The sequence below is a fragment of the Desulfonatronum thiosulfatophilum genome, assembly GCF_900104215.1.
GTDB classification, from domain to species: Bacteria; Desulfobacterota; Desulfovibrionia; order Desulfovibrionales; family Desulfonatronaceae; genus Desulfonatronum; species Desulfonatronum thiosulfatophilum.
Map to the genome: position 1 here is coordinate 177,913 of NZ_FMXO01000006.1, position 17,766 is coordinate 195,678.

A 17,766-nucleotide genomic window follows, 5' to 3' on the forward strand; every position below is an offset into this window, starting at 1 on the left:
AAACAAGGAAAAAGGAATGAGAAACGGGTTTGCCGCATTCCCAAAAAACAGAAGTGCGGGTTCTTGTTAGGACACCGTTTCGTGTCGCAGCGAGTTGGGTGAGAATAATGAGCACGCAGCCCACGCAGACAAGGGAATCGGAGACCCTGTTCAACCTTGAACCTGAAGCGAATGATTGAGAGAACGACGAGGGCGAACCCTCTCTCCGGATGCGTCACTCCGCGGAGAGACCTGACTTGAAGTCTTCTTTGCGCAGGCCGTGGCGGTTCATCAGGTTGTGCATTTGACGCGGCGTGATGCCGATATGGCTGGCCGATTGCTTGATGCTCCCCCTGTTTTTGGTCAAAAGCGCCTTCAGGTAGGATCGTTCCACATTATCCAGGGCAAGGCGCCGGACCTCGGACAGAGGCTGGGAAATATCCAGGGAAAAGGTCACGCCCTGCCCGGGACCTTCCAACATTTCCTGGGGGAAACTCTCCGGCGTCAGAACATGGGATCGCTCCAAAAGAAAGGCCCGCTCGATAATGTTTTCCAATTCGCGTACATTTCCCGGCCATTCATAGCGGTCCAGCACGGACAGAACCGAAGGATGAACGCCATGAATCTCCTTGACGTGGAGCTTGTTCAACTGTCTCAAAAAATGTTCCACGAGCAGCGGTATATCCTCTCGCCGTTCCCGCAATGGGGGAATTTCGATGGGAAAGACATTCAAGCGATAGAAAAGGTCCGTCCGGAACAGGCCTTGGACACTTAAGGACTTGAGGTCCACATTGGAAGCCGCGATGATCCGGGCCTCCAGGCGAATGTCCCGTTCTCCCCCGACCCGCTGAAAGACCTTGTCCTGAAGAACCTGGAGCAGTTTGATCTGCATGGCCGGGCTGATGGTGCTGATCTCATCCAAAAAAACCGTGCCCCCGGCGCCCAACTCGAATTTGCCCAGCTTGCGGCGCACGGCTCCGGTGAACGATCCTTTTTCATGACCGAACAGTTCACTTTCGATGAGTGTTTCCGGAATTGCCCCGCAGTGGACGCCGATGAACGGTCCCTGCGTCCTGGCGCTCTGGGAATGAATGCTGCGGGCGATGACTCCCTTTCCGGTACCCGTTTCTCCGCTGAGCAGTACCGTGGCGTTGGACTTGGCCACCAACTGCACCTTTTCAGACACCTTGCGCATTGCGGAACTTCTCATTTCGCTCATGCGCAACAAACCGCCGACCATGGCCTCATCCCGGAAGTGGTCCAGCTCGGACTGCACCTTCAATGATTCATAGAGGCTCTCCATGACGAAAAGCAGTTCGTCCTTGTTCAGAGGATAGGTCAAATAGTTGCCCGCACCGGCCTTGACCACGAATACGGCTTCGCGAATTCGTTCCGGGGGCGTCAGCACGATGATCTCCGCGTGGGGATTGTTGCGCCAGAAGCACTGCAAATCCTTGCAGTAATCGGCAACGGTTTTGTCCGGCTGGATATCCAAATACCCGATATCCACCATTACAAAATCGTATTCTTTGCGTGAAACCTTGTCCTGGAGTTGGCCCTTCGAGACGACGGCATCCACCTTGCAGTCTGGAGCAAATGCCTCGTTGACGACTTTCAGGCAAGCGGGATCATTGGAAGCCAGGAGGATGCGTTTCATGGATGGTGTGGTGAAAGGGTTGCGGTTATTCGTTCAGTGCAAGATGCAAAGTGGGTCGGCGGCGTGGAGGTGAGCGGAAAGTGAATTGAGGCCATACACTGCCAAACGAGATTCAACGGCTGCCCCTCACAAAATTGCTTGCCCCAGGAGTGCCGGTCATCTATCGAAACCAAGCTTGCTGAGCAAGGGCACCTATTCATGCCCTTTTATGGCATGCGATCCCGCCATGTGATCCGGGCCTGAAATACCGGCTGGGCGGTTGTGGAACGCAGCCCGAAAATGTCCTGCCGGCCGGCGGCCTCCTCCCGGCCACGAACAGAGATGGATTCTCCGGGGAGGGTTTCCGACAGGTAGTCGATGCGGATGGATTCGATTTGCCGCCGGCTATGCTGTTCCAGGTCGAAGCTGTCCAGAGTCCAGCGAACATAAGCTGCGTTGTTCACGTGCCGATTCACGTCCAGATCGCTGTAGGCCGCCGAAACATGTCGCAATTCCTCCGAGTCCGAAATTGATCCCAGTTTTACGAGAACATCACCATTGACCAGGGGTTCTTCTGGCAGGACGATGCCGTCAAGAAAGGGACCGGGCCGCATGGGGCGGTGTTTTTCCTGATCCAGGATCAACCATGCTGAAATCCCGGAACCGAACTCCTGCCCGTCCTCAGTAAGAAATCGAAAATGGCGCAGGGCAAAAAGGCGCTCCACGCCTTGAGGCCAAGTTCGGACGACCAATTCCTGCCCCCAGGCAGGATACTGATGAATCTGCATCCAACACCTGGAAAGCACCCAAAAGCAGCCCTGGTCCTCCAGACTCTTCCGGCCGACCCCGAGAACCCGGGCATGATGGCCGGCCGCTTCCTGGAAATAGCCGAACAGACCGTCCAGGCGGGCAAGCCCGTGGATATCCGTCTCATTGCTCCGAACACGGAAGGATTCTCTCCAGACGGACTGGCTCATGAGACCGACGCCTGGTGCACAATATCACGCAGTGCGCTCTCCAGGTTGCCGAATTGAAATGAAAATCCTGCATTCAGCAACGCCTTGGGAACGACTCGCGATCCTTGCAAAAGCACCTGCCCGACATCACCCAACGCTACTTTGATGGCAAAACCGGGGACCGGGAATATGGTCGGACGCCGCAATACTTTTCCCAGGGTTCTGGTGAATTGTTCATTAGTGACGTTCTCGGGGGCGCAGTAATTCACCGGGCCGTCCATTTCGGACTTCAGGGCCGCGAATTCCAGAGCCGCGCACAGATCGTGGACATGTATCCACGGAAACCACTGCTTGCCGCTGCCCAGGCGCCCCCCCAGCCCTTTTCGGAATACCGGAAGCATTTTGGCCATGGCGCCTCCGTCCGGACCAAGAACCGTTCCGAACCGGGCGACAATGACACGAGTACCATGTGTGCGGGCCTTTTCAGCCTCCTGCTGCCAAGCCTGGGCAACTTCAGCCAAAAAACCAGTGCCCCGGGGGCCTTCTTCGGCGAATTCCTTTGCCGAGTCCTGGGGATAGTAGCCGACGGCATTGGCATTGATCAGGGTTTTGCCCTCTTTCTGCGATCCGGCCAGGGCCTGCACGGCCATGCGCGCGGACTGCACTCTGCTTTCCAGGATCTCCTTTTTGGCATCATCGTTCCATCTGGTCATGATGGAACGCCCTGTCAGGTTGATCAGCACGTCGGCCTGTGCGGCCTGCTCCTGCCACGGCCCGGGTTGTGCCGGATCGCCCAGCACGGCTTTACATCCCTGGGGCAATCGCTCCAGGCTGTTGCTGCTCCGTCCCAGCGCATGAACCGTATGGCCCTGACGCAGAAGTTGGGCAATCAAATGCCCCCCGACAAATCCGGTTCCGCCCATGATGAAAAACTGCATATCGCCTCCCTGTGTACCATTTCGGCCATATGGATTCTTTGATCACGCCCGAGGATCAGAATCCGGAATCTCGTGAGCGAAGGACCGTTGGTGTTCCTTGAATGGAATACCTTCGTGATGCAGCAGATGCGCTTTCATATCCAGGCCCGGCCCGAAGCCGGTCAGCCGGCCGTCACTGCCCAGGACGCGATGGCATGGAATCAACATGGGCCAGGGATTGCGAGCCATGACCCTGCCCACGGCCCTGGACGCCCCTGGTTTTGCGCATCGGCCAGCCAGTTCCTTGTAGCTCAACCATGAGCCGTGCGGCAGCTTGCGCAGTTCCTGGAGCACATGCCGGGAAAAAAAGCTGACCCCTTCCCAGGCAAGCGGCACATCCGGCCACTTGGCATCTTCCCTGGCATGATAGCGCTCCAAGCACTTCTGGAACACTTCCCCCCATTCGGTTTGGAATTCCCGGACATCCCCGAAACGGCTCCAGCGCAACGAAATGTTCAAGAGCAGTCCATTCTGCCAGCACAACTGCATCAGTAAAGAATCAACAATTATTGTATCCCTGCATAACATTATATGATCACTCCTGGTCCCGGATTCAACCTCGACCGCGGTCATGCGTTGAAGGCAATTGTCGTCAAGAAGCAATAATCCATTGGAGTCTGCAGCTGAATCAAACAACAATTTGTTCTCATGATCCCCGTTCGTCCCACGGCTGATCATCTTACGACGGACGTTGAAAATAAATTCGATGGAGCAATAGATAATCATTCATGAGAAGTACCTGTCGAGAAGGTCCCTTTTCGGCGGTGAGGGTTCGTCTCCCGGCATTGACTTCCCTGGCGGCAATTCATTACTTCCAGATGCCTTTGGATAGCGTTCAGCACCCGGGTCTTATCCGCGGCCCATTGCGGGGCCAGCAGCTCTCCTGGCCCGGGATCGGCATTCAAGCGATGCACGATTATATCCGGGCGAAGGAAATTCAGGCTTTCGCCCACAGCCTGGACATACTCGTCCATTTCTCCCGGCACGAACGCGCCCTTACGCCACCAATCCTCCAATGTGCTGCCCGACGCCACGAACAGGTTATGAAATTTGATGCCCGAGACGGGAAGTCGGCTCACGTCTCGAATCGTCCGCAGGAAGTCGGCACTGGTTTCACCCGGCAGGCCGTGAACAACATGTACGCAGACATGCAGCCCCTGCGCCCGGACCTCTTCCACGCAATGGGCAAAGCAGGCAAAATCATGTCCGCGGTTGATGCGCCGCAAGGTCAGATCGTTGCTGGACTGGAGACCGATGTCCAGCCAGATTTCCGGAATGCCCCAGTCAGCGATGCAGCGAAGTTTTTCCTTGTCCAGGCAATCCGGCCGGGTGCCCAGACTGACCAGACGCATGTCGGGCAGGACCGCAAGCTCTCGCATCAAGGCCCGTACTCGCGCCAGAGGTCCATAGGTGTTGGTAAAAGATTGCAGGTAGGCCCAGAAACAGTCCGTCTTATATTTTCTTCCAATGCGGTCGGTCAAAAAAGACCATTGTTGAGCAAGAGACATTCCTCGTTCATGCAGACCGGTTCCCGTTCCCTTTGAATTGCAGAATACGCAGCCGGACTTGGAGGCAGCTCCGTCGCGATTCGGACAGCTCGATCCGGCATCAAGGGGAACCTTTCGGACCCGTTTGCCGTATCGCGTTTTCAGGTAGGCGGAAAGAGCATAGTACCTCGAATTTTGCACAACTGCCTTTTTTCTATAAAAGTTTCAGGCGAGAGCCATTGAATTTCAGACTGTCTTGCTTGCACCTGTCATATTTGCTAGATTCCCCCGTTAACGCGCTTGCCGCGCATAGTTTTATCTTATCCCCAAGAGAGGGTCTATGTCGAGAATTCTGGATATCATGCTTGCGCCCTTTTCCAGCGATTTGGCGATCGACCTGGGTACCGCCAATACCTGCGTCTATGTCAAAGGCAAGGGGATTGTTCTGCGCGAGCCTTCCGTTGTTGCCGTCAAGAAAGATAACCGCGGACAGAACAAGGTTCTGGCAGTTGGAGCGGAAGCCAAGCGCATGCTGGGCAGGACTCCCGGCAACATTAGCGCCATCCGGCCCATGAAAGACGGCGTCATTGCTGATTTTGAAATCACCGAAGCCATGCTTCGTCATTTCATATCCAAAGTGCACAATCGTCGGCACCTGATCCGTCCTCGGATCATTGTCTGCGTCCCAACGGGTATTACCCAGGTGGAAAAGCGCGCCGTGCGGGAATCCGCTCAAAGCGCCGGAGCAAGGGAAGTCTACCTGATTGAGGAACCCATGGCCGCGGCCATCGGGGCCAATCTTCCCGTGACCGAGCCCACCTCGAACATGGTGGTGGATATCGGCGGAGGCACCACCGAAGTTGCGGTCATCTCCCTGTCCGGCATCGTCTACAGCAAGTCCGTCCGCATGGGCGGCGACAAGATGGACGAGTCCATCATGCAGCATTTGAAACGGAAATATAACATGCTCATCGGGGAAAGCACCGCCGAGATTATCAAAATGAAGCTCGGATCTGCTTTCGCCTTGGACTCCGAGGAGGAAATGGAGGTCAAGGGGCGGGATCTGGTGACGGGCATTCCCCAGAACATCCTGATCACTTCAGAGGAGGTCCGCAGGGCTCTTGCCGATCAGGTGGACGTCATCGTCCAGGCGGTTCGGATCGCATTGGAGCAGACCCCTCCGGAACTTGCGGCTGATATTGTTGACCGCGGCATCGTCCTGACCGGAGGTGGTGCGCTTTTGCGCGGTCTGGATCAGCTCTTGCGCGAAGAAACATCCCTGCCCATCACGGTCGTGGACGATCCTCTTTCCGCTGTGGTGCTCGGCTCGGGAAAGGCTCTGGACAGCTTGGACATCTTACGCGAGGTTACCATCGATTAGCCTCTTTCCGGTCCGCTCCAAGCGGTTCATCGCGTTCCTGTTCCTGATCATATTTCTCCTCCTGGGCGCCTACACCTGGAACTGGCGCACCGGCATACTCGATCGGATCGCCGGTAATACCGGACTTGAGATCGTGTCCTGGGTCGCTTGGCCTCTGCAGTGGACCCGGACGCAGTACCGTACCATATGGGAGAAATATATCGATCTGGGTGAAGTGCGCCAGGAAAATGAGCGGCTCTGGCTCAAGGTGACGGATCTTTACCTGCAGCTGTCCAGACTGCATGAGGAGGCCGCGGAGATCTCCAGGCTCCGCGCCTTGTATGAATTTCAGCCGCCGGAAGACTGGACGTTGGTGGGGGGGCGCGTCGTGGCCCAGCGCTTCGGCCCCCATGCCGTGGTGGAATCCTTGCTGGTGGACAAGGGTTCACGGGCTGAAGTTCGTGACGGTACCCCCGTCATCACCCCCCTGGGAGTCGTCGGGCGGGTGTTGCGCAGTTCACCGAACCTGTCCAATGTGCTGCTGATCAATGATCCCAACAGCAAGGTAGCCATCATGGGCCGTGATTACCGGACCCAGGGCATATTGGTTGGGCAGGGCCCCCAGAACAGCTTGTCCATGCAGTACGTCCCCTTGAACGACCTGCTCGAAGAAGGGGAAATACTGATTACCTCCGGAATGGACGGCGTCTTTCCCAAGGGCCTGCCCGTGGCCAGGGTCGAACATATCGACCGGCCCAGCACGTCATTGTTCCAAATTGTTCAGGCCGTTCCGCTGGTTGATCTTCGGAATTTGGAGGAAGTGTTCCTCGTGTTGAACATATCCCGATTCGTTGAAGAATGAACGTAACATCTTCCATCGGCCTGACCCCTCTGCGTGTTTTTTGGAGTTTGTATTTTGTTACAGCGGTCTGGCTTCAGCTCTATATTCCGGGAATGGACTTCTTCGCGCCCGGCATCCTGTTGTGCCTGCAACAGGAACGATTGCGACATGTCCTGTTTCTGTTACTGCTCAGCGTCCTGATACAGGAAGGAACCGGCCCCCTCGTCTTCGGCACTTCCATCCTGCGCTACGGCAGCCTGATCGGTCTTTTTTTTCTTGGTCGAGGCTTCTTTGAAAGCCGCAGCCCGATATTCATTTTCTTCCTGATTTTTGCTTTCACCCTATTGCATGCGATCATCCTGCAAACCATGGCCGGACTGCAGTCCTTGACCATATCCGGACCGCGTCTGTTATGGGAAAGCGTCTTTATATTCGGGACCTTCCTGTTGATCTGGCTGATCCTGAACGCATGCTACCGGTTCTTTCCCCGCCATGAATCTCTCTCGTGACGCCGACCAGCAATTTCCCAGAAATGGATTGCTGTTTTTGCAGCTGTTGGTTCTGGGGCTGTTTCTGATCTTTATTTTGCGTTTCTGGTACCTGCAGTTGCACAAGGGTCAGGATTTCGCGGACAGAGCGGAAAACAATCGCATCCGGCATCAGCTCGTCTATGCTCCGCGCGGATTGATTAGGGATCGGAACGGGACATTGCTGTCGGTCAATGAGCCGGCCTATGCTCTGGCCATCGTGCGAGAGGACTCCCGGGACATACCTGAAGTCCTCCGCCAGGTAGCGATCTGGCTGGACATGGATCCTGAATCGATCCGCGAAACTTTTGAAAAAGGCCGCCTCAGAATCCGGCGATTTGAGCCGCAAATCCTGGTTCACTCCCTGACATTTGAGCAATTGGCTACGATTGAGGCCAATACGCTGGTCTGGCCGGAGCTGAAGATCATTACCAAACCCAGACGAACCTACCTGGACGGCCCGCTTCTGGCCCATGTCATCGGTTATGTGGCGGAAGCCAACGAACAGGAAATGAATGCCGATCCCGAGTTGAACCTGGGCGACAGCATTGGAAAGAAGGGCATGGAATTCACCATGGAAAGCGTCTTGCGCGGAAAAAAAGGCTTGCGCCAGATGGACGTGGACGCTGCCGGCCGTCAGCTCGGGACGACCTTGTTGACCCCTCCCCAAGCTGGAAACGACATTCGATTGAGCATCGATCTGGAACTGCAACGTTATGTGGATGCCCAGATGGGCGACCATGTCGGTTCCGTCATTGTCCTGGAGGCGGATACCGGTCAAATTTTGGCTTTGGTCAGCAAGCCGGCGTTCGACAACAATCTGTTTGTCACCAGCCTGAGCCATGCCGACTGGGCCGTGTTGCGGGATAATCCGGCCCACCCCCTGCAAAATCGCGCCATTCAAAGCGCCTACCCCCCGGGCTCCGTTTTCAAGTTGGTCATTGCCGGCGCGGCGCTGACGGAGAGGACAGCCGTACCCAGCGATCGGGTATTCTGTTCCGGCGGGCTTCGTCTCGGCAATCGACTTTTTCGGTGCTGGGAGCGGCGCGGCCATGGATGGATGGACATGAACCGGGGGCTGGTGCAATCCTGCGACACCTATTTCTACACCCTGGGGGATAAGCTTGGAGTGGATCGAATGCATCCTTATTCTGTACAGAGCGGGTTCGGCGTGCGTACCGGCATCGATCTTCCTCATGAATCCAGCGGACTTGTCCCGAGCCGTGAATGGAAGCGACGCCGCTTCAATGAGCCCTGGCATCGCGGAGAAAATTTCAACATGTCCATTGGCCAGGGATTTATGCTCACCACTCCGATTCAAGTAGCCAGATACAACGCAGCTTTGATCAACGGCGGCAAGCTGCTCAAACCCCAGTTGCTGGCCGATGCCGACCCTGAAGTGCAGAGCGAACTTCCCTTGCAGGCATCCCACCGTGACTTCCTGGTGCAAACCATGGTCAATACCGTCGAAGATGGTCGAGGAACTGCTCGCCGCATCTCCAGACCGGATGTTCGGCTGGGCGCCAAAACAGGGACGGCACAGGTCGTCAGGTTGATGGCCGAATACGAGAAGGCCAAGCTTCAGGACATTCCCTACCATCTCCGGGATCATGCCTGGATGACGTCCTTCGGGCAGAAGGACGGCCGCAGCTATGTGATAGTGGCCATGATCGAACATGGCGGAGGCGGAGGTTCCACCGCGGGTCCGATCATCAAAACCATTTACGACTATCTGTTTCCCAAGGATCAATTCCATGACGCTGGTTGATCGTCGATTGATCTCCCATTTTGACTGGACCCTCATGGGCTTGGCCCTGATTCTTTTCGCATTGGGCGTCGTCAACCTGTATTCGGCCAGCGGCTTCCGCATGGAAGACGGCATCACTCTGACCTCCTCGTTTTACCGCAAGCAATTGTACTGGGGCATGATCGGCCTGGGCGGCATGATCTTTTTTTTGTTGGTCGACTACCGTCATTTGCACACCCTGGCCTGGCCGTTGTTTATCCTGACCATTCTCACGCTCTTGGCGACGCTTTTCTGGGGAAAGACCATCATGGGAGCCAAGCGCTGGCTGGATTTGGGACTCTTTAATTTTCAGTCCAGTGAATTTGCAAAAATTTCCCTGCTTGTTATCTGCGCGAAACTTCTCTCCCAGGATCAGGGCAAGCTCGGGTGGAACCAACTGCTGATGTTCGCGGCCATCGGCCTGGTGCCGGCTTTGCTCATTGTCAAACAGCCTGATCTCGGCTCAGCGATCACGCTGCTCTTGATTCTCGGAGGCATGATTCTGTTTCGGGGTGTGCGCGGGCCGGTGTTGAAAGTGTTGGCACTGATTACTCCGGCAGTTCTTCCTCTTGGATGGTATTTTTTGCATGACTATCAGCGCCTGCGCATCCTTGGATTTCTTGATCCGAGCAATGACCCCCTGGGATCGGGCTACCATATCATTCAATCCCAGATAGCCGTTGGTTCCGGCCAATTGTGGGGACGGGGCTTTTTGGAAGGCACCCAAAGTCAATTGCGCTTTTTACCGGAAAAGCATACTGACTTCGCACTCGCCGTACTCGGTGAAGAGTGGGGATTCATCGGCTGCTTCATTCTTTTGCTGTTGCTCAGTCTATTTTTGTTAAATATTGTCCGCACCGCTGCGGAAGCCAAGGACTATTTTGGCTGTTACCTTGCTGTAGGAATCTTTTTCTATTTTTTTTGGCAGATCACTATTAATATGGGCATGGTTCTCGGTTTGATGCCCGTGGTGGGCATCCCGCTTCCGCTGATCAGCTACGGCGGCACTTCCACCTTGACCAGTTTCTGTCTGATTGGGCTCGCCCTGAACGTGTCCATGCGGCGTTTCTTTTTCAAAAAAAACTGAATTACCATTATCAACCAGGTCGCAGACATGAATGCGTTCTTCAAACAAAACAAAGGATCATCAGGCATGGCCAAGGACGAAATCAACGCGTTCCTGGGGGCGGGAACTTCGTATGAGGGAAAGTTGCAGTTTCAAGGTTCGGTCCGGATCGACGGCAATTTTTTGGGACGAATTGATTCGGAAGGAACTCTTATCGTCGGGCAGGACGCAAAGATCGACGGCGAGGTGAATGTCGGCAGCTTGATTCTCAGCGGCTTTCTTAAAGGTCAAGTCATTGCCGACAACAAGGTGATCTTGAACAAAACAGCGAACATGACGGGAACGATGCGCACGCCGAGCTTGGTAATTGAGGAAGGAGCGGTTCTGGATGGGGAAGTGATCATGTCCAAAAGGAACGAGGCAAACTTGCCCGCGGAAGAATTCGTAGCACAACCCTGATGGGATCGAGCTGCTTATGGATGTATCCCATATTGCCGAGCAAAAAAATGAAATGTTTTGACAGAGACCTTAAAATTAGCTAGAGGCCAATTGGCTTGCACTAAAATTCACATATCCACTCGGAGGACAGATTATGATTGATGTCAACATTTCGATGGTCATTCAGCTCATCAACTTCTTCATCGTTTTGGCGGTCTTGAATGCTGTCCTCTACCGACCCATCCGTGCCGTCATCAAAAAACGCGGGCAGAGAATGGCCGCGCAATTGAGCGATGTGGAAAACTTTACCGCTCAAGCCCGTGAAAAAATTAAATCCTACGAAGACGCATTGACCGCCGCCCGGCAGAATGGAGTTGATATTCGTGCCCGACTCAAGGATGAAGGGTTTCAGGAAGAAGCAGTGCTGCTGGAGAATGCCAACAGCGCGGCAGCTCAACATTTGAAAGCCGCCCGGAATGATGCCGCATCACAGGTGCGCGCGAGTCAGAAAGCGCTTACATCCCGGGTAGAGGATTATGCGCAAAAAGTCACAAAGAAAGTTGTCGGCTGGGCCGTGTAACAGCACTTTACCGCAAGGAGGGCTTGGAGTTGAAACGAATAGCAATTTTTTTGATCATGGTAATTATGGTGCTTGTGAGCGCCGGCTTGGCATGGTCTGCCGCGGAGGCAGGGGACATGGCCAAGTGGAGAGATTTCATGTGGCGGGTGATCAACTTTATCATCTTCGTCGCGATTCTCTACTGGGCAGCTGGGAAGCGCATCGGGAAGCTCCTCTCAGATCGTCGCGAGAAGATTCGTGATGAACTGGTGGAACTTGATGAGCGCCGAACCGAAGCTGACAAGAAACTTCAGGAAGTGGAGGCCCAAATCAAGGATCTGGGCACTCAACGCGAAAAGGTCCTGGCGGATTTTCAGCAGCAGGGGGAAGCGCTGAAGCAGGCAATAATCGCGCAGGCACATGAGAAAGCCGCCCTGATCAAGGCTCAGGCCGAGTCTTCCGCCACCCAGGAGTACAAGCTGGCAACGGACAAGCTGCGTGAGGAGCTTGCGGATATGGTCATCGAGGCTGCTGAGAAGATGATTCAGGGCCAGTTGACCAAGGAAGGCCATGAAAAATTGATCCAACAATCCTTAACAAGGGTGGTGCTGCATTGATTGGAAACCTGGTGGCGCGAAGATATGCCCGGGCTTTGTTCTCCTTGGGTTTGGCTCAGGGAGATGCGAAACTCGTCGCCTACGGCGAGAATCTTTCCGGGTTGGTTGAGGCCTTGAACGAGTCGCCACAACTGGACCGCATATTCCGTAATCCTGTATTTAAGGTAGCAGAAAAGAAAGCGGTGGTTGATGCGATTCTTTCAAAAATTAAACCTCAGCAGATGATCGTGAATTTTTGTCATCTTCTTGCTGACAACAACAGATTAGGTTTTCTTGCCGACATCCAGGCCTATTACGCCGAACTGCTGGATGAGCATCAAGGCATAGCTCGCGGCAAAATGATTACGGCCATCGACTTGGAGCCGGAAATCCAGGCACAGCTGAAGAATTCACTGGAGGAAAAGACCAGCCGCCAGTTGATTCTCGACTATGCGGTCGACCCGCAAATTCTGGGTGGATTGATATTGAAAATTGGGGACAGGGTATTGGATGCCAGCCTTCGGGCCCAACTGGTCGCGATGAGAGAAACCATCAAGAGGGGTGAGTAACGGCCATGCAAATTAAAGCAGATGAAATCAGCAAAATCATTGAAAGCCAGATTCAAAATTACGAACAGCGCGTGGAGATGAGCGAGACTGGTGTCGTTCTCTCCGTCGGTGACGGCATTGCACGTGTTTATGGTGTGGAAAACGCCATGGCCATGGAGTTGCTGGAGTTCACCGGCGGCGTCTACGGGATGGTGTTGAACCTGGAAGAAGACAACGTCGGTGTCGCTCTACTGGGTGAAGACACGCACATCAAGGAAGGCGACACTGTAAAACGTACCGGACGGATTTTCTCCGTTCCCGTAGGTGATCCGGTCGTCGGGCGTGTCATCGACCCGTTGGGCAACCCTCTGGACGGCTTGGGCCCCATTGAAGGTAAAGAATTCCGTAAGGTTGAAATCAAGGCCCCTGGAATTGTTGCCAGAAAATCAGTTCATGAGCCCATGTACACAGGGTTGAAGGCCGTTGACGCCATGACGCCCATCGGCCGCGGACAGCGCGAACTTGTCATCGGCGACCGTCAGATCGGCAAGACGGCGCTTTGCCTGGATGCCATCCTGGCCCAGAAAGACAGTGATATTTTCTGCTTCTACGTCGCCATTGGGCAAAAGAAATCCACAGTTGCCCTGGTCGTGGACACGCTCCGCAAGTACGGCGCGATGGAATACACCACGGTTATTTCAGCTACGGCTTCCGAGCCCGCATCGCTGCAGTACATCGCCGCCTATGCCGGTTGCACCATGGCTGAATACTACAGAGACAGCGGCAAGCACGCCCTGATCATATACGACGATTTGTCCAAGCAGGCCGTCGCCTACCGGCAGATGTCCCTCCTGCTGCGCCGCCCTCCAGGCCGCGAAGCCTTCCCCGGCGACATTTTCTACAACCACTCCCGCTTGCTTGAGCGTGCGGCCAAAGTCAACGACAGCTTGGGCGCCGGATCTCTGACCGCTCTGCCGATCATTGAAACCCAGGCCGGCGACGTATCCGCCTACATCCCGACCAACGTTATCTCCATCACGGACGGTCAGGTGTATCTCGAGCCCAGCTTGTTCTACGCCGGTGTTCGGCCCGCGATCAACGTCGGTCTGTCCGTTTCCCGCGTTGGTGGAGCCGCTCAGATCAAGGCGATGAAGCAGGTTGCTGGTACATTGCGTCTGGATTTGGCCCAGTATCGTGAATTGGCCGCTTTCGCTCAGTTCGGATCGGACTTGGACAAATCCACTCAGCAACGTCTCAACCGCGGCATGCGTCTGGTTGAATTGCTGAAACAGCCTCAGTATCAGCCCATGACAGTTGCCGAACAGGTAGTCTCACTCTATGCCGGTACCCGAGGTCTTATGGACGATCTCCCTGTTTCATCCGTTGCCAAGTTCGAAACCGAACTGCAGGAATACATGCGCAATCAGCGACCGGACATTCTGGATGCCATCAAAACCAAGCAGGCTCTGGATGCGGATCTTGAAGCGAAACTGCGCGAGGCTATCGAAGCGGTAAAGAAGACCTTCCAGGCTGAATAACCGTAGAGGAGAGAATTATGCCTTCTTTAAAGGACATTCAGCGCAAGATCAGCGGGGTCAAGAAGACCAAGCAGATCACAAAAGCCATGAACATGGTGGCTTCGGCAAAGTTGCGCAAGGCACAGCAGCGCATCGAGCGCTTCCGGCCTTATGCCGATAAGTTCTATGAAATGCTCACAGATTTGAGCAGCCGCACCGATGCCTCAGTGCACCCTTTGTTGGAAGTCCGCGAGGAGATCAAAAAAGTTGTGATCATCCTTGTTACCGCGGACAGAGGTCTCGCAGGCAGTTTCAACGTCAACCTGACGACAAAAGCCCGCAAGCTGGCCTTGGAAAAGGAAGCAGCAGGCAAAACAGTTGAATTCATTTGCGTCGGCAAGAAGGGTCGGGACGTGATGCGCAAGCAGAAATGGCCCATCCTTTCAGAACACGTCAACGTGATGAACACTTTTGACTTCAATTTGGGAGTGGAACTGGGTACCAAGCTGATGAACGGCTATCTTGATCAGGAATACGATGAAGTAAATATCGTCTTCGGGCAGTTCATCTCCTTTGCCAAGCAGGAAGTAACCGCGCTGCAAGTGCTCCCGATCACATCTGCTGCTGAATTGGATGAAGAAGTCCAGGCCGCACCCAGTGAATACATCTATGAGCCTTCTGTTGAAGGCATTTTATCCGAATTGTTGCCTCGATTCGTGAATGTTCAGGTTTATCGAGGCCTCTTGGATACAAACGCAAGCGAACATGCCGCCCGGATGCGGGCCATGGACAATGCAACTAAAAATTGTGACGATTTGGCGAAATCATTGACGTTGATCTATAACAAGGCTCGGCAAAGCACCATTACCAGAGAGCTGATGGATATCGTCGGCGGCGCTGAAGCACTGAAATCAGCCTAAAGGGGGCGTAGTACATGAGTGAACTTATGGAAGGAAAGGTGGCGCAAGTCATTGGGCCCGTTGTGGACGTGGCCTTTCCAGAGGGAAATCTGCCGTACATTTTGAGTGCATTGAACATTCACAATGTAAACAATGAAGATGCTCCCGACCTCGTCGTCGAAGTCGCGCAGCACCTCGGCAACAACTTGGTCCGATGCATCGCCATGGACGCCACGGACGGTTTGGTTCGAGGCACCGTGGTCAAGGCGACCGGCAAGCCGATCATGATTCCTGTCGGTCAGCCGGCCCTGGGCCGCATTTTGAACGTCGTCGGCCGCCCCGTGGATGAGATGGGTGAAGTGAAGTCCACGAAAATGATGCCCATTCACCGCAAGGCTCCCAGCTTTACCGAGCAAAGCACCAAGGTGGAACTGCTGGAAACCGGCGTCAAGGTTATTGACTTACTGATTCCTTTCCCCAAAGGCGGAAAGATCGGCATGTTTGGCGGTGCAGGCGTTGGCAAGACAGTTATCTTGATGGAGATGATCAACAACATCGCCAAGCAGCACGGTGGTATTTCCGTGTTCGCTGGTGTTGGCGAACGGACCCGTGAAGGAAACGACCTGTATCATGAAATGAAGGATGCCGGAGTTATCGAGAAAGCCGTGTTGATTTACGGCCAGATGAACGAGCCTCCGGGAGCCCGTGCCCGCGTCGCTCTGACCGCCCTGGCTTCCGCGGAATATTTTCGCGATGAGGAAGGACAGGACGTGCTGCTCTTCGTCGACAACATCTTCCGTTTCACCCAGGCCGGTTCCGAGGTTTCCGCTCTGTTGGGCCGCATGCCTTCAGCGGTTGGTTACCAGCCGACACTGGGTACTGACCTTGGAGAACTTCAGGAGCGCATCACATCGACAACCAAGGGCTCCATTACTTCGGTTCAGGCCGTATACGTTCCCGCGGACGACTTGACCGACCCCGCACCGGCCACCACGTTTGCTCACTTGAACGGAACCATCGTTTTGTCCCGGCAGATCGCCGAGCTCGGGATTTACCCAGCGGTGGACCCGCTTGACTCCACCTCCAGCATCCTGGATCCTCTTGTTCTTGGCCACGAGCACTATAATACCGCACGGCAGCTGCAGATGATCCTGCAGAAGTACAAAGACCTCCAGGATATCATCGCCATTCTGGGAATGGACGAACTTTCCGACGAAGACAAAGTGACCGTCTCGCGCGCTCGGAAAATTCAGCGCTTCCTTTCCCAGCCTTTCTTTGTTGCCGCGCAGTTCACCGGCAAGGAAGGCCGCTATGTGAAACTCGAGGACACCATTCGCGGTTTCAAGGAAATCATCGAAGGCAAGCACGACGATATTTCCGAACAGGCTTTCTACATGGTCGGTACCATTGAGGAAGCTTTGGAAAACGCGAAGAACTTCTAAGCTTGAAGGTGGCAGAAAATGGCCAAGACCATACACTTGGAAATTGTCACTCCTGACCGGAAACTCTTAAGTGAGGACGTCGAATTTGTCGGCGCACCCGGTTACAACGGCGAGTTTGGCGTTCTGCCCGATCACGCTCCGTTTTTGTCCGCCCTTGGTGTCGGTAGTCTGCACTACAACAAGGATGGAAGAACATACTGGATTTTTCTTTCTGGCGGATTCGCGGAAGTATCCGGGAACAAGATGAGCGTACTGGCGGAAGTTGCTGAACGAGCCGAGGAGATTGACGCGGAGCGGGCTCGCAAGGCCAAGGATCGCGCTGAAAAGCGAATGATCGAGCAGAAAGCTCAAATCGACTTTGCCAGAACACAGGCTGCACTGCAGCGTGCTTTGGCAAGAATGAAAACAAAAAACATGGTTGCGTAATCAGCTGCAGCCAAGCTATAAACCGTAAAAACGGGAGCGAATCCAAGGATTCGCTCCCGTTTTTATTGTTGATTGGTAACTATTCAGCCCATCCTGGTAAAAACGACTGAACTCCCGCCTTGGCGGCATGACTGACTCGGAAACGGCATTGGAGTATCAATACATTCCCGAAAAGGCGGGAACCCGGGATATGCTTGCAAGTAACTATTCAGCATATTCTGAAAGTACCCAGGATTGGTCCGGCTTTTGCCTTAATTTTACGGTCACGCATGTTTGACTGGGCCAGGATTCATTCGTTGAACCATTGCCGTGCATTTGGAGCACAAAATGATGTTTATTCAAAGCAATTGTTCGATGTTACGAAGCCGGCGAAGGAGTCTGCGAGCTGCAAAATCAAGGCAAGTCGGACCTCAGCTGAGTAGTTGTGCGCCAGGCGAAGTCCTGGCGATTCCAGTGGGATGCAAAGTTCCCACCGTGGTAATTGCCTGTTCACCACGAAGTCCAGGCTCGGCGAGCAGGGGTGACCCGAGACGCCAAGCGAGCCGGAAGAAGGCCGAAAGGCCGAGACAGAGTGCAGGCCTTAACGCAAGTGAACTCGCTTCGGCCTCGTTACAGCAAACTGGCGGAGGTGACCCTGCAACTACATGGGGAAATCTGCCATTGGTCGATGGGAAAACAGGAGCGTCGCACCATCCGCCCGGGGTGTTTGGAGACGGCATGTACTCA

Annotated in this window: 18 protein-coding genes; 13 read left to right on the forward strand and 5 right to left on the reverse strand. The window is 54.5% G+C overall.

The features are described from left to right. Positions 1-214 precede the first annotated feature (214 nt). The 5 genes from BLP93_RS06670 to mnmL all read right to left on the reverse strand — a co-directional run bounded on the left by BLP93_RS06670 (position 215) and on the right by mnmL (position 5,236). On the reverse strand, positions 215-1,636 hold the full coding sequence (locus BLP93_RS06670) for a sigma-54-dependent transcriptional regulator (RefSeq protein ID WP_092118930.1): 1,422 nt from the start codon (positions 1,634-1,636) through the stop codon (positions 215-217). Between the two features lie 206 nt (positions 1,637-1,842). After that, positions 1,843-2,592, reverse strand: a complete 750-nt coding sequence (locus BLP93_RS06675; RefSeq protein ID WP_092118933.1) for an acyl-[acyl-carrier-protein] thioesterase — start codon at positions 2,590-2,592, stop codon at positions 1,843-1,845. Continuing rightward, a complete protein-coding gene (locus BLP93_RS06680) occupies positions 2,589-3,509 on the reverse strand; it encodes a TIGR01777 family oxidoreductase (protein ID WP_092118936.1) in 921 nt (306 codons plus the stop codon). The genes BLP93_RS06675 and BLP93_RS06680 overlap by 4 nt, the downstream gene beginning before the upstream one ends. A 42-nt stretch (positions 3,510-3,551) precedes the next feature. Beyond that, complete coding sequence (locus BLP93_RS06685; RefSeq protein WP_161946215.1) at positions 3,552-4,037, reverse strand: methylated-DNA--[protein]-cysteine S-methyltransferase; 486 nt, start codon at positions 4,035-4,037, stop codon at positions 3,552-3,554. 233 nt (positions 4,038-4,270) lie between these two features. Further along, positions 4,271-5,236, reverse strand: coding sequence for a tRNA modification radical SAM protein MnmL/YtqA (gene mnmL, locus BLP93_RS06690; RefSeq protein WP_092118942.1), 966 nt, complete (start codon positions 5,234-5,236; stop codon positions 4,271-4,273). Positions 5,237-5,375: 139 nt separating this feature from the next. Between mnmL and BLP93_RS06695 the strand changes: the two genes are divergently transcribed. The 13 genes from BLP93_RS06695 to BLP93_RS06755 all read left to right on the forward strand — a co-directional run bounded on the left by BLP93_RS06695 (position 5,376) and on the right by BLP93_RS06755 (position 17,040). Next, positions 5,376-6,416, forward strand: coding sequence for a rod shape-determining protein (locus BLP93_RS06695; RefSeq protein ID WP_092118945.1), 1,041 nt, complete (start codon positions 5,376-5,378; stop codon positions 6,414-6,416). A 133-nt stretch (positions 6,417-6,549) separates the two neighbouring features. Continuing rightward, positions 6,550-7,257 (forward strand): rod shape-determining protein MreC, encoded by a 708-nt coding sequence (gene mreC / locus BLP93_RS06700; RefSeq protein WP_161946216.1) that lies wholly within the window; start codon positions 6,550-6,552, stop codon positions 7,255-7,257. Next, positions 7,254-7,745 (forward strand): hypothetical protein, encoded by a 492-nt coding sequence (locus tag BLP93_RS06705; RefSeq protein ID WP_092118951.1) that lies wholly within the window; start codon positions 7,254-7,256, stop codon positions 7,743-7,745. Before mreC ends, BLP93_RS06705 begins: the two co-directional genes overlap by 4 nt. Beyond that, entirely contained in the window at positions 7,729-9,531 is a 1,803-nt protein-coding gene (gene mrdA / locus BLP93_RS06710; protein ID WP_092118954.1) for a penicillin-binding protein 2, read from the forward strand. Before BLP93_RS06705 ends, mrdA begins: the two co-directional genes overlap by 17 nt. Beyond that, complete coding sequence (gene rodA / locus BLP93_RS06715) at positions 9,518-10,636, forward strand: rod shape-determining protein RodA (protein ID WP_092118957.1); 1,119 nt, start codon at positions 9,518-9,520, stop codon at positions 10,634-10,636. Before mrdA ends, rodA begins: the two co-directional genes overlap by 14 nt. Positions 10,637-10,702: 66 nt before the next feature. After that, a complete protein-coding gene (locus tag BLP93_RS06720; RefSeq protein WP_092118960.1) occupies positions 10,703-11,074 on the forward strand; it encodes a bactofilin family protein in 372 nt (123 codons plus the stop codon). Positions 11,075-11,207: 133 nt separating this feature from the next. Further along, positions 11,208-11,633, forward strand: a complete 426-nt coding sequence (locus BLP93_RS06725) for an ATP synthase F0 subunit B (protein ID WP_092118963.1) — start codon at positions 11,208-11,210, stop codon at positions 11,631-11,633. A gap of 29 nt (positions 11,634-11,662) precedes the next feature. Then, positions 11,663-12,229 (forward strand): F0F1 ATP synthase subunit B, encoded by a 567-nt coding sequence (atpF, locus tag BLP93_RS06730; RefSeq protein ID WP_092118966.1) that lies wholly within the window; start codon positions 11,663-11,665, stop codon positions 12,227-12,229. Beyond that, positions 12,226-12,777, forward strand: a complete 552-nt coding sequence (atpH, locus tag BLP93_RS06735; protein ID WP_092118969.1) for an ATP synthase F1 subunit delta — start codon at positions 12,226-12,228, stop codon at positions 12,775-12,777. Before atpF ends, atpH begins: the two co-directional genes overlap by 4 nt. A 5-nt stretch (positions 12,778-12,782) precedes the next feature. Continuing rightward, complete coding sequence (gene atpA, locus BLP93_RS06740; RefSeq protein ID WP_092118972.1) at positions 12,783-14,294, forward strand: F0F1 ATP synthase subunit alpha; 1,512 nt, start codon at positions 12,783-12,785, stop codon at positions 14,292-14,294. 17 nt (positions 14,295-14,311) lie between these two features. After that, positions 14,312-15,193: a F0F1 ATP synthase subunit gamma gene (locus tag BLP93_RS06745; protein ID WP_092118975.1), complete on the forward strand. Its 882-nt coding sequence runs from the start codon at positions 14,312-14,314 to the stop codon at positions 15,191-15,193. A 14-nt stretch (positions 15,194-15,207) separates the two neighbouring features. After that, positions 15,208-16,614 (forward strand): F0F1 ATP synthase subunit beta, encoded by a 1,407-nt coding sequence (atpD, locus tag BLP93_RS06750; RefSeq protein ID WP_092118978.1) that lies wholly within the window; start codon positions 15,208-15,210, stop codon positions 16,612-16,614. A gap of 18 nt (positions 16,615-16,632) precedes the next feature. Beyond that, on the forward strand, positions 16,633-17,040 hold the full coding sequence (locus BLP93_RS06755) for a F0F1 ATP synthase subunit epsilon (protein WP_092118981.1): 408 nt from the start codon (positions 16,633-16,635) through the stop codon (positions 17,038-17,040). The last annotated feature ends 726 nt before the right edge of the window (positions 17,041-17,766 follow it).

What these genes read in the sequence shown, in the direction of transcription:
- BLP93_RS06670 (WP_092118930.1), bottom strand. Translation starts at nt 1,636, where the DNA reads ATGAAACGCATCCTCCTGGCTTCCAATGATCCCGCTTGCCTGAAAGTC.
- BLP93_RS06675 (WP_092118933.1), bottom strand. Translation starts at nt 2,592, where the DNA reads ATGAGCCAGTCCGTCTGGAGAGAATCCTTCCGTGTTCGGAGCAATGAG.
- BLP93_RS06680 (WP_092118936.1), bottom strand. Translation starts at nt 3,509, where the DNA reads ATGCAGTTTTTCATCATGGGCGGAACCGGATTTGTCGGGGGGCATTTG.
- BLP93_RS06685 (WP_161946215.1), bottom strand. Translation starts at nt 4,037, where the DNA reads ATGCAGTTGTGCTGGCAGAATGGACTGCTCTTGAACATTTCGTTGCGC.
- BLP93_RS06695 (WP_092118945.1), top strand. Translation starts at nt 5,376, where the DNA reads ATGTCGAGAATTCTGGATATCATGCTTGCGCCCTTTTCCAGCGATTTG.
- BLP93_RS06705 (WP_092118951.1), top strand. Translation starts at nt 7,254, where the DNA reads ATGAACGTAACATCTTCCATCGGCCTGACCCCTCTGCGTGTTTTTTGG.
- mrdA (WP_092118954.1), top strand. Translation starts at nt 7,729, where the DNA reads ATGAATCTCTCTCGTGACGCCGACCAGCAATTTCCCAGAAATGGATTG.
- rodA (WP_092118957.1), top strand. Translation starts at nt 9,518, where the DNA reads ATGACGCTGGTTGATCGTCGATTGATCTCCCATTTTGACTGGACCCTC.
- BLP93_RS06720 (WP_092118960.1), top strand. Translation starts at nt 10,703, where the DNA reads ATGGCCAAGGACGAAATCAACGCGTTCCTGGGGGCGGGAACTTCGTAT.
- BLP93_RS06725 (WP_092118963.1), top strand. Translation starts at nt 11,208, where the DNA reads ATGATTGATGTCAACATTTCGATGGTCATTCAGCTCATCAACTTCTTC.
- atpA (WP_092118972.1), top strand. Translation starts at nt 12,783, where the DNA reads ATGCAAATTAAAGCAGATGAAATCAGCAAAATCATTGAAAGCCAGATT.
- BLP93_RS06745 (WP_092118975.1), top strand. Translation starts at nt 14,312, where the DNA reads ATGCCTTCTTTAAAGGACATTCAGCGCAAGATCAGCGGGGTCAAGAAG.
- atpD (WP_092118978.1), top strand. Translation starts at nt 15,208, where the DNA reads ATGAGTGAACTTATGGAAGGAAAGGTGGCGCAAGTCATTGGGCCCGTT.
- BLP93_RS06755 (WP_092118981.1), top strand. Translation starts at nt 16,633, where the DNA reads ATGGCCAAGACCATACACTTGGAAATTGTCACTCCTGACCGGAAACTC.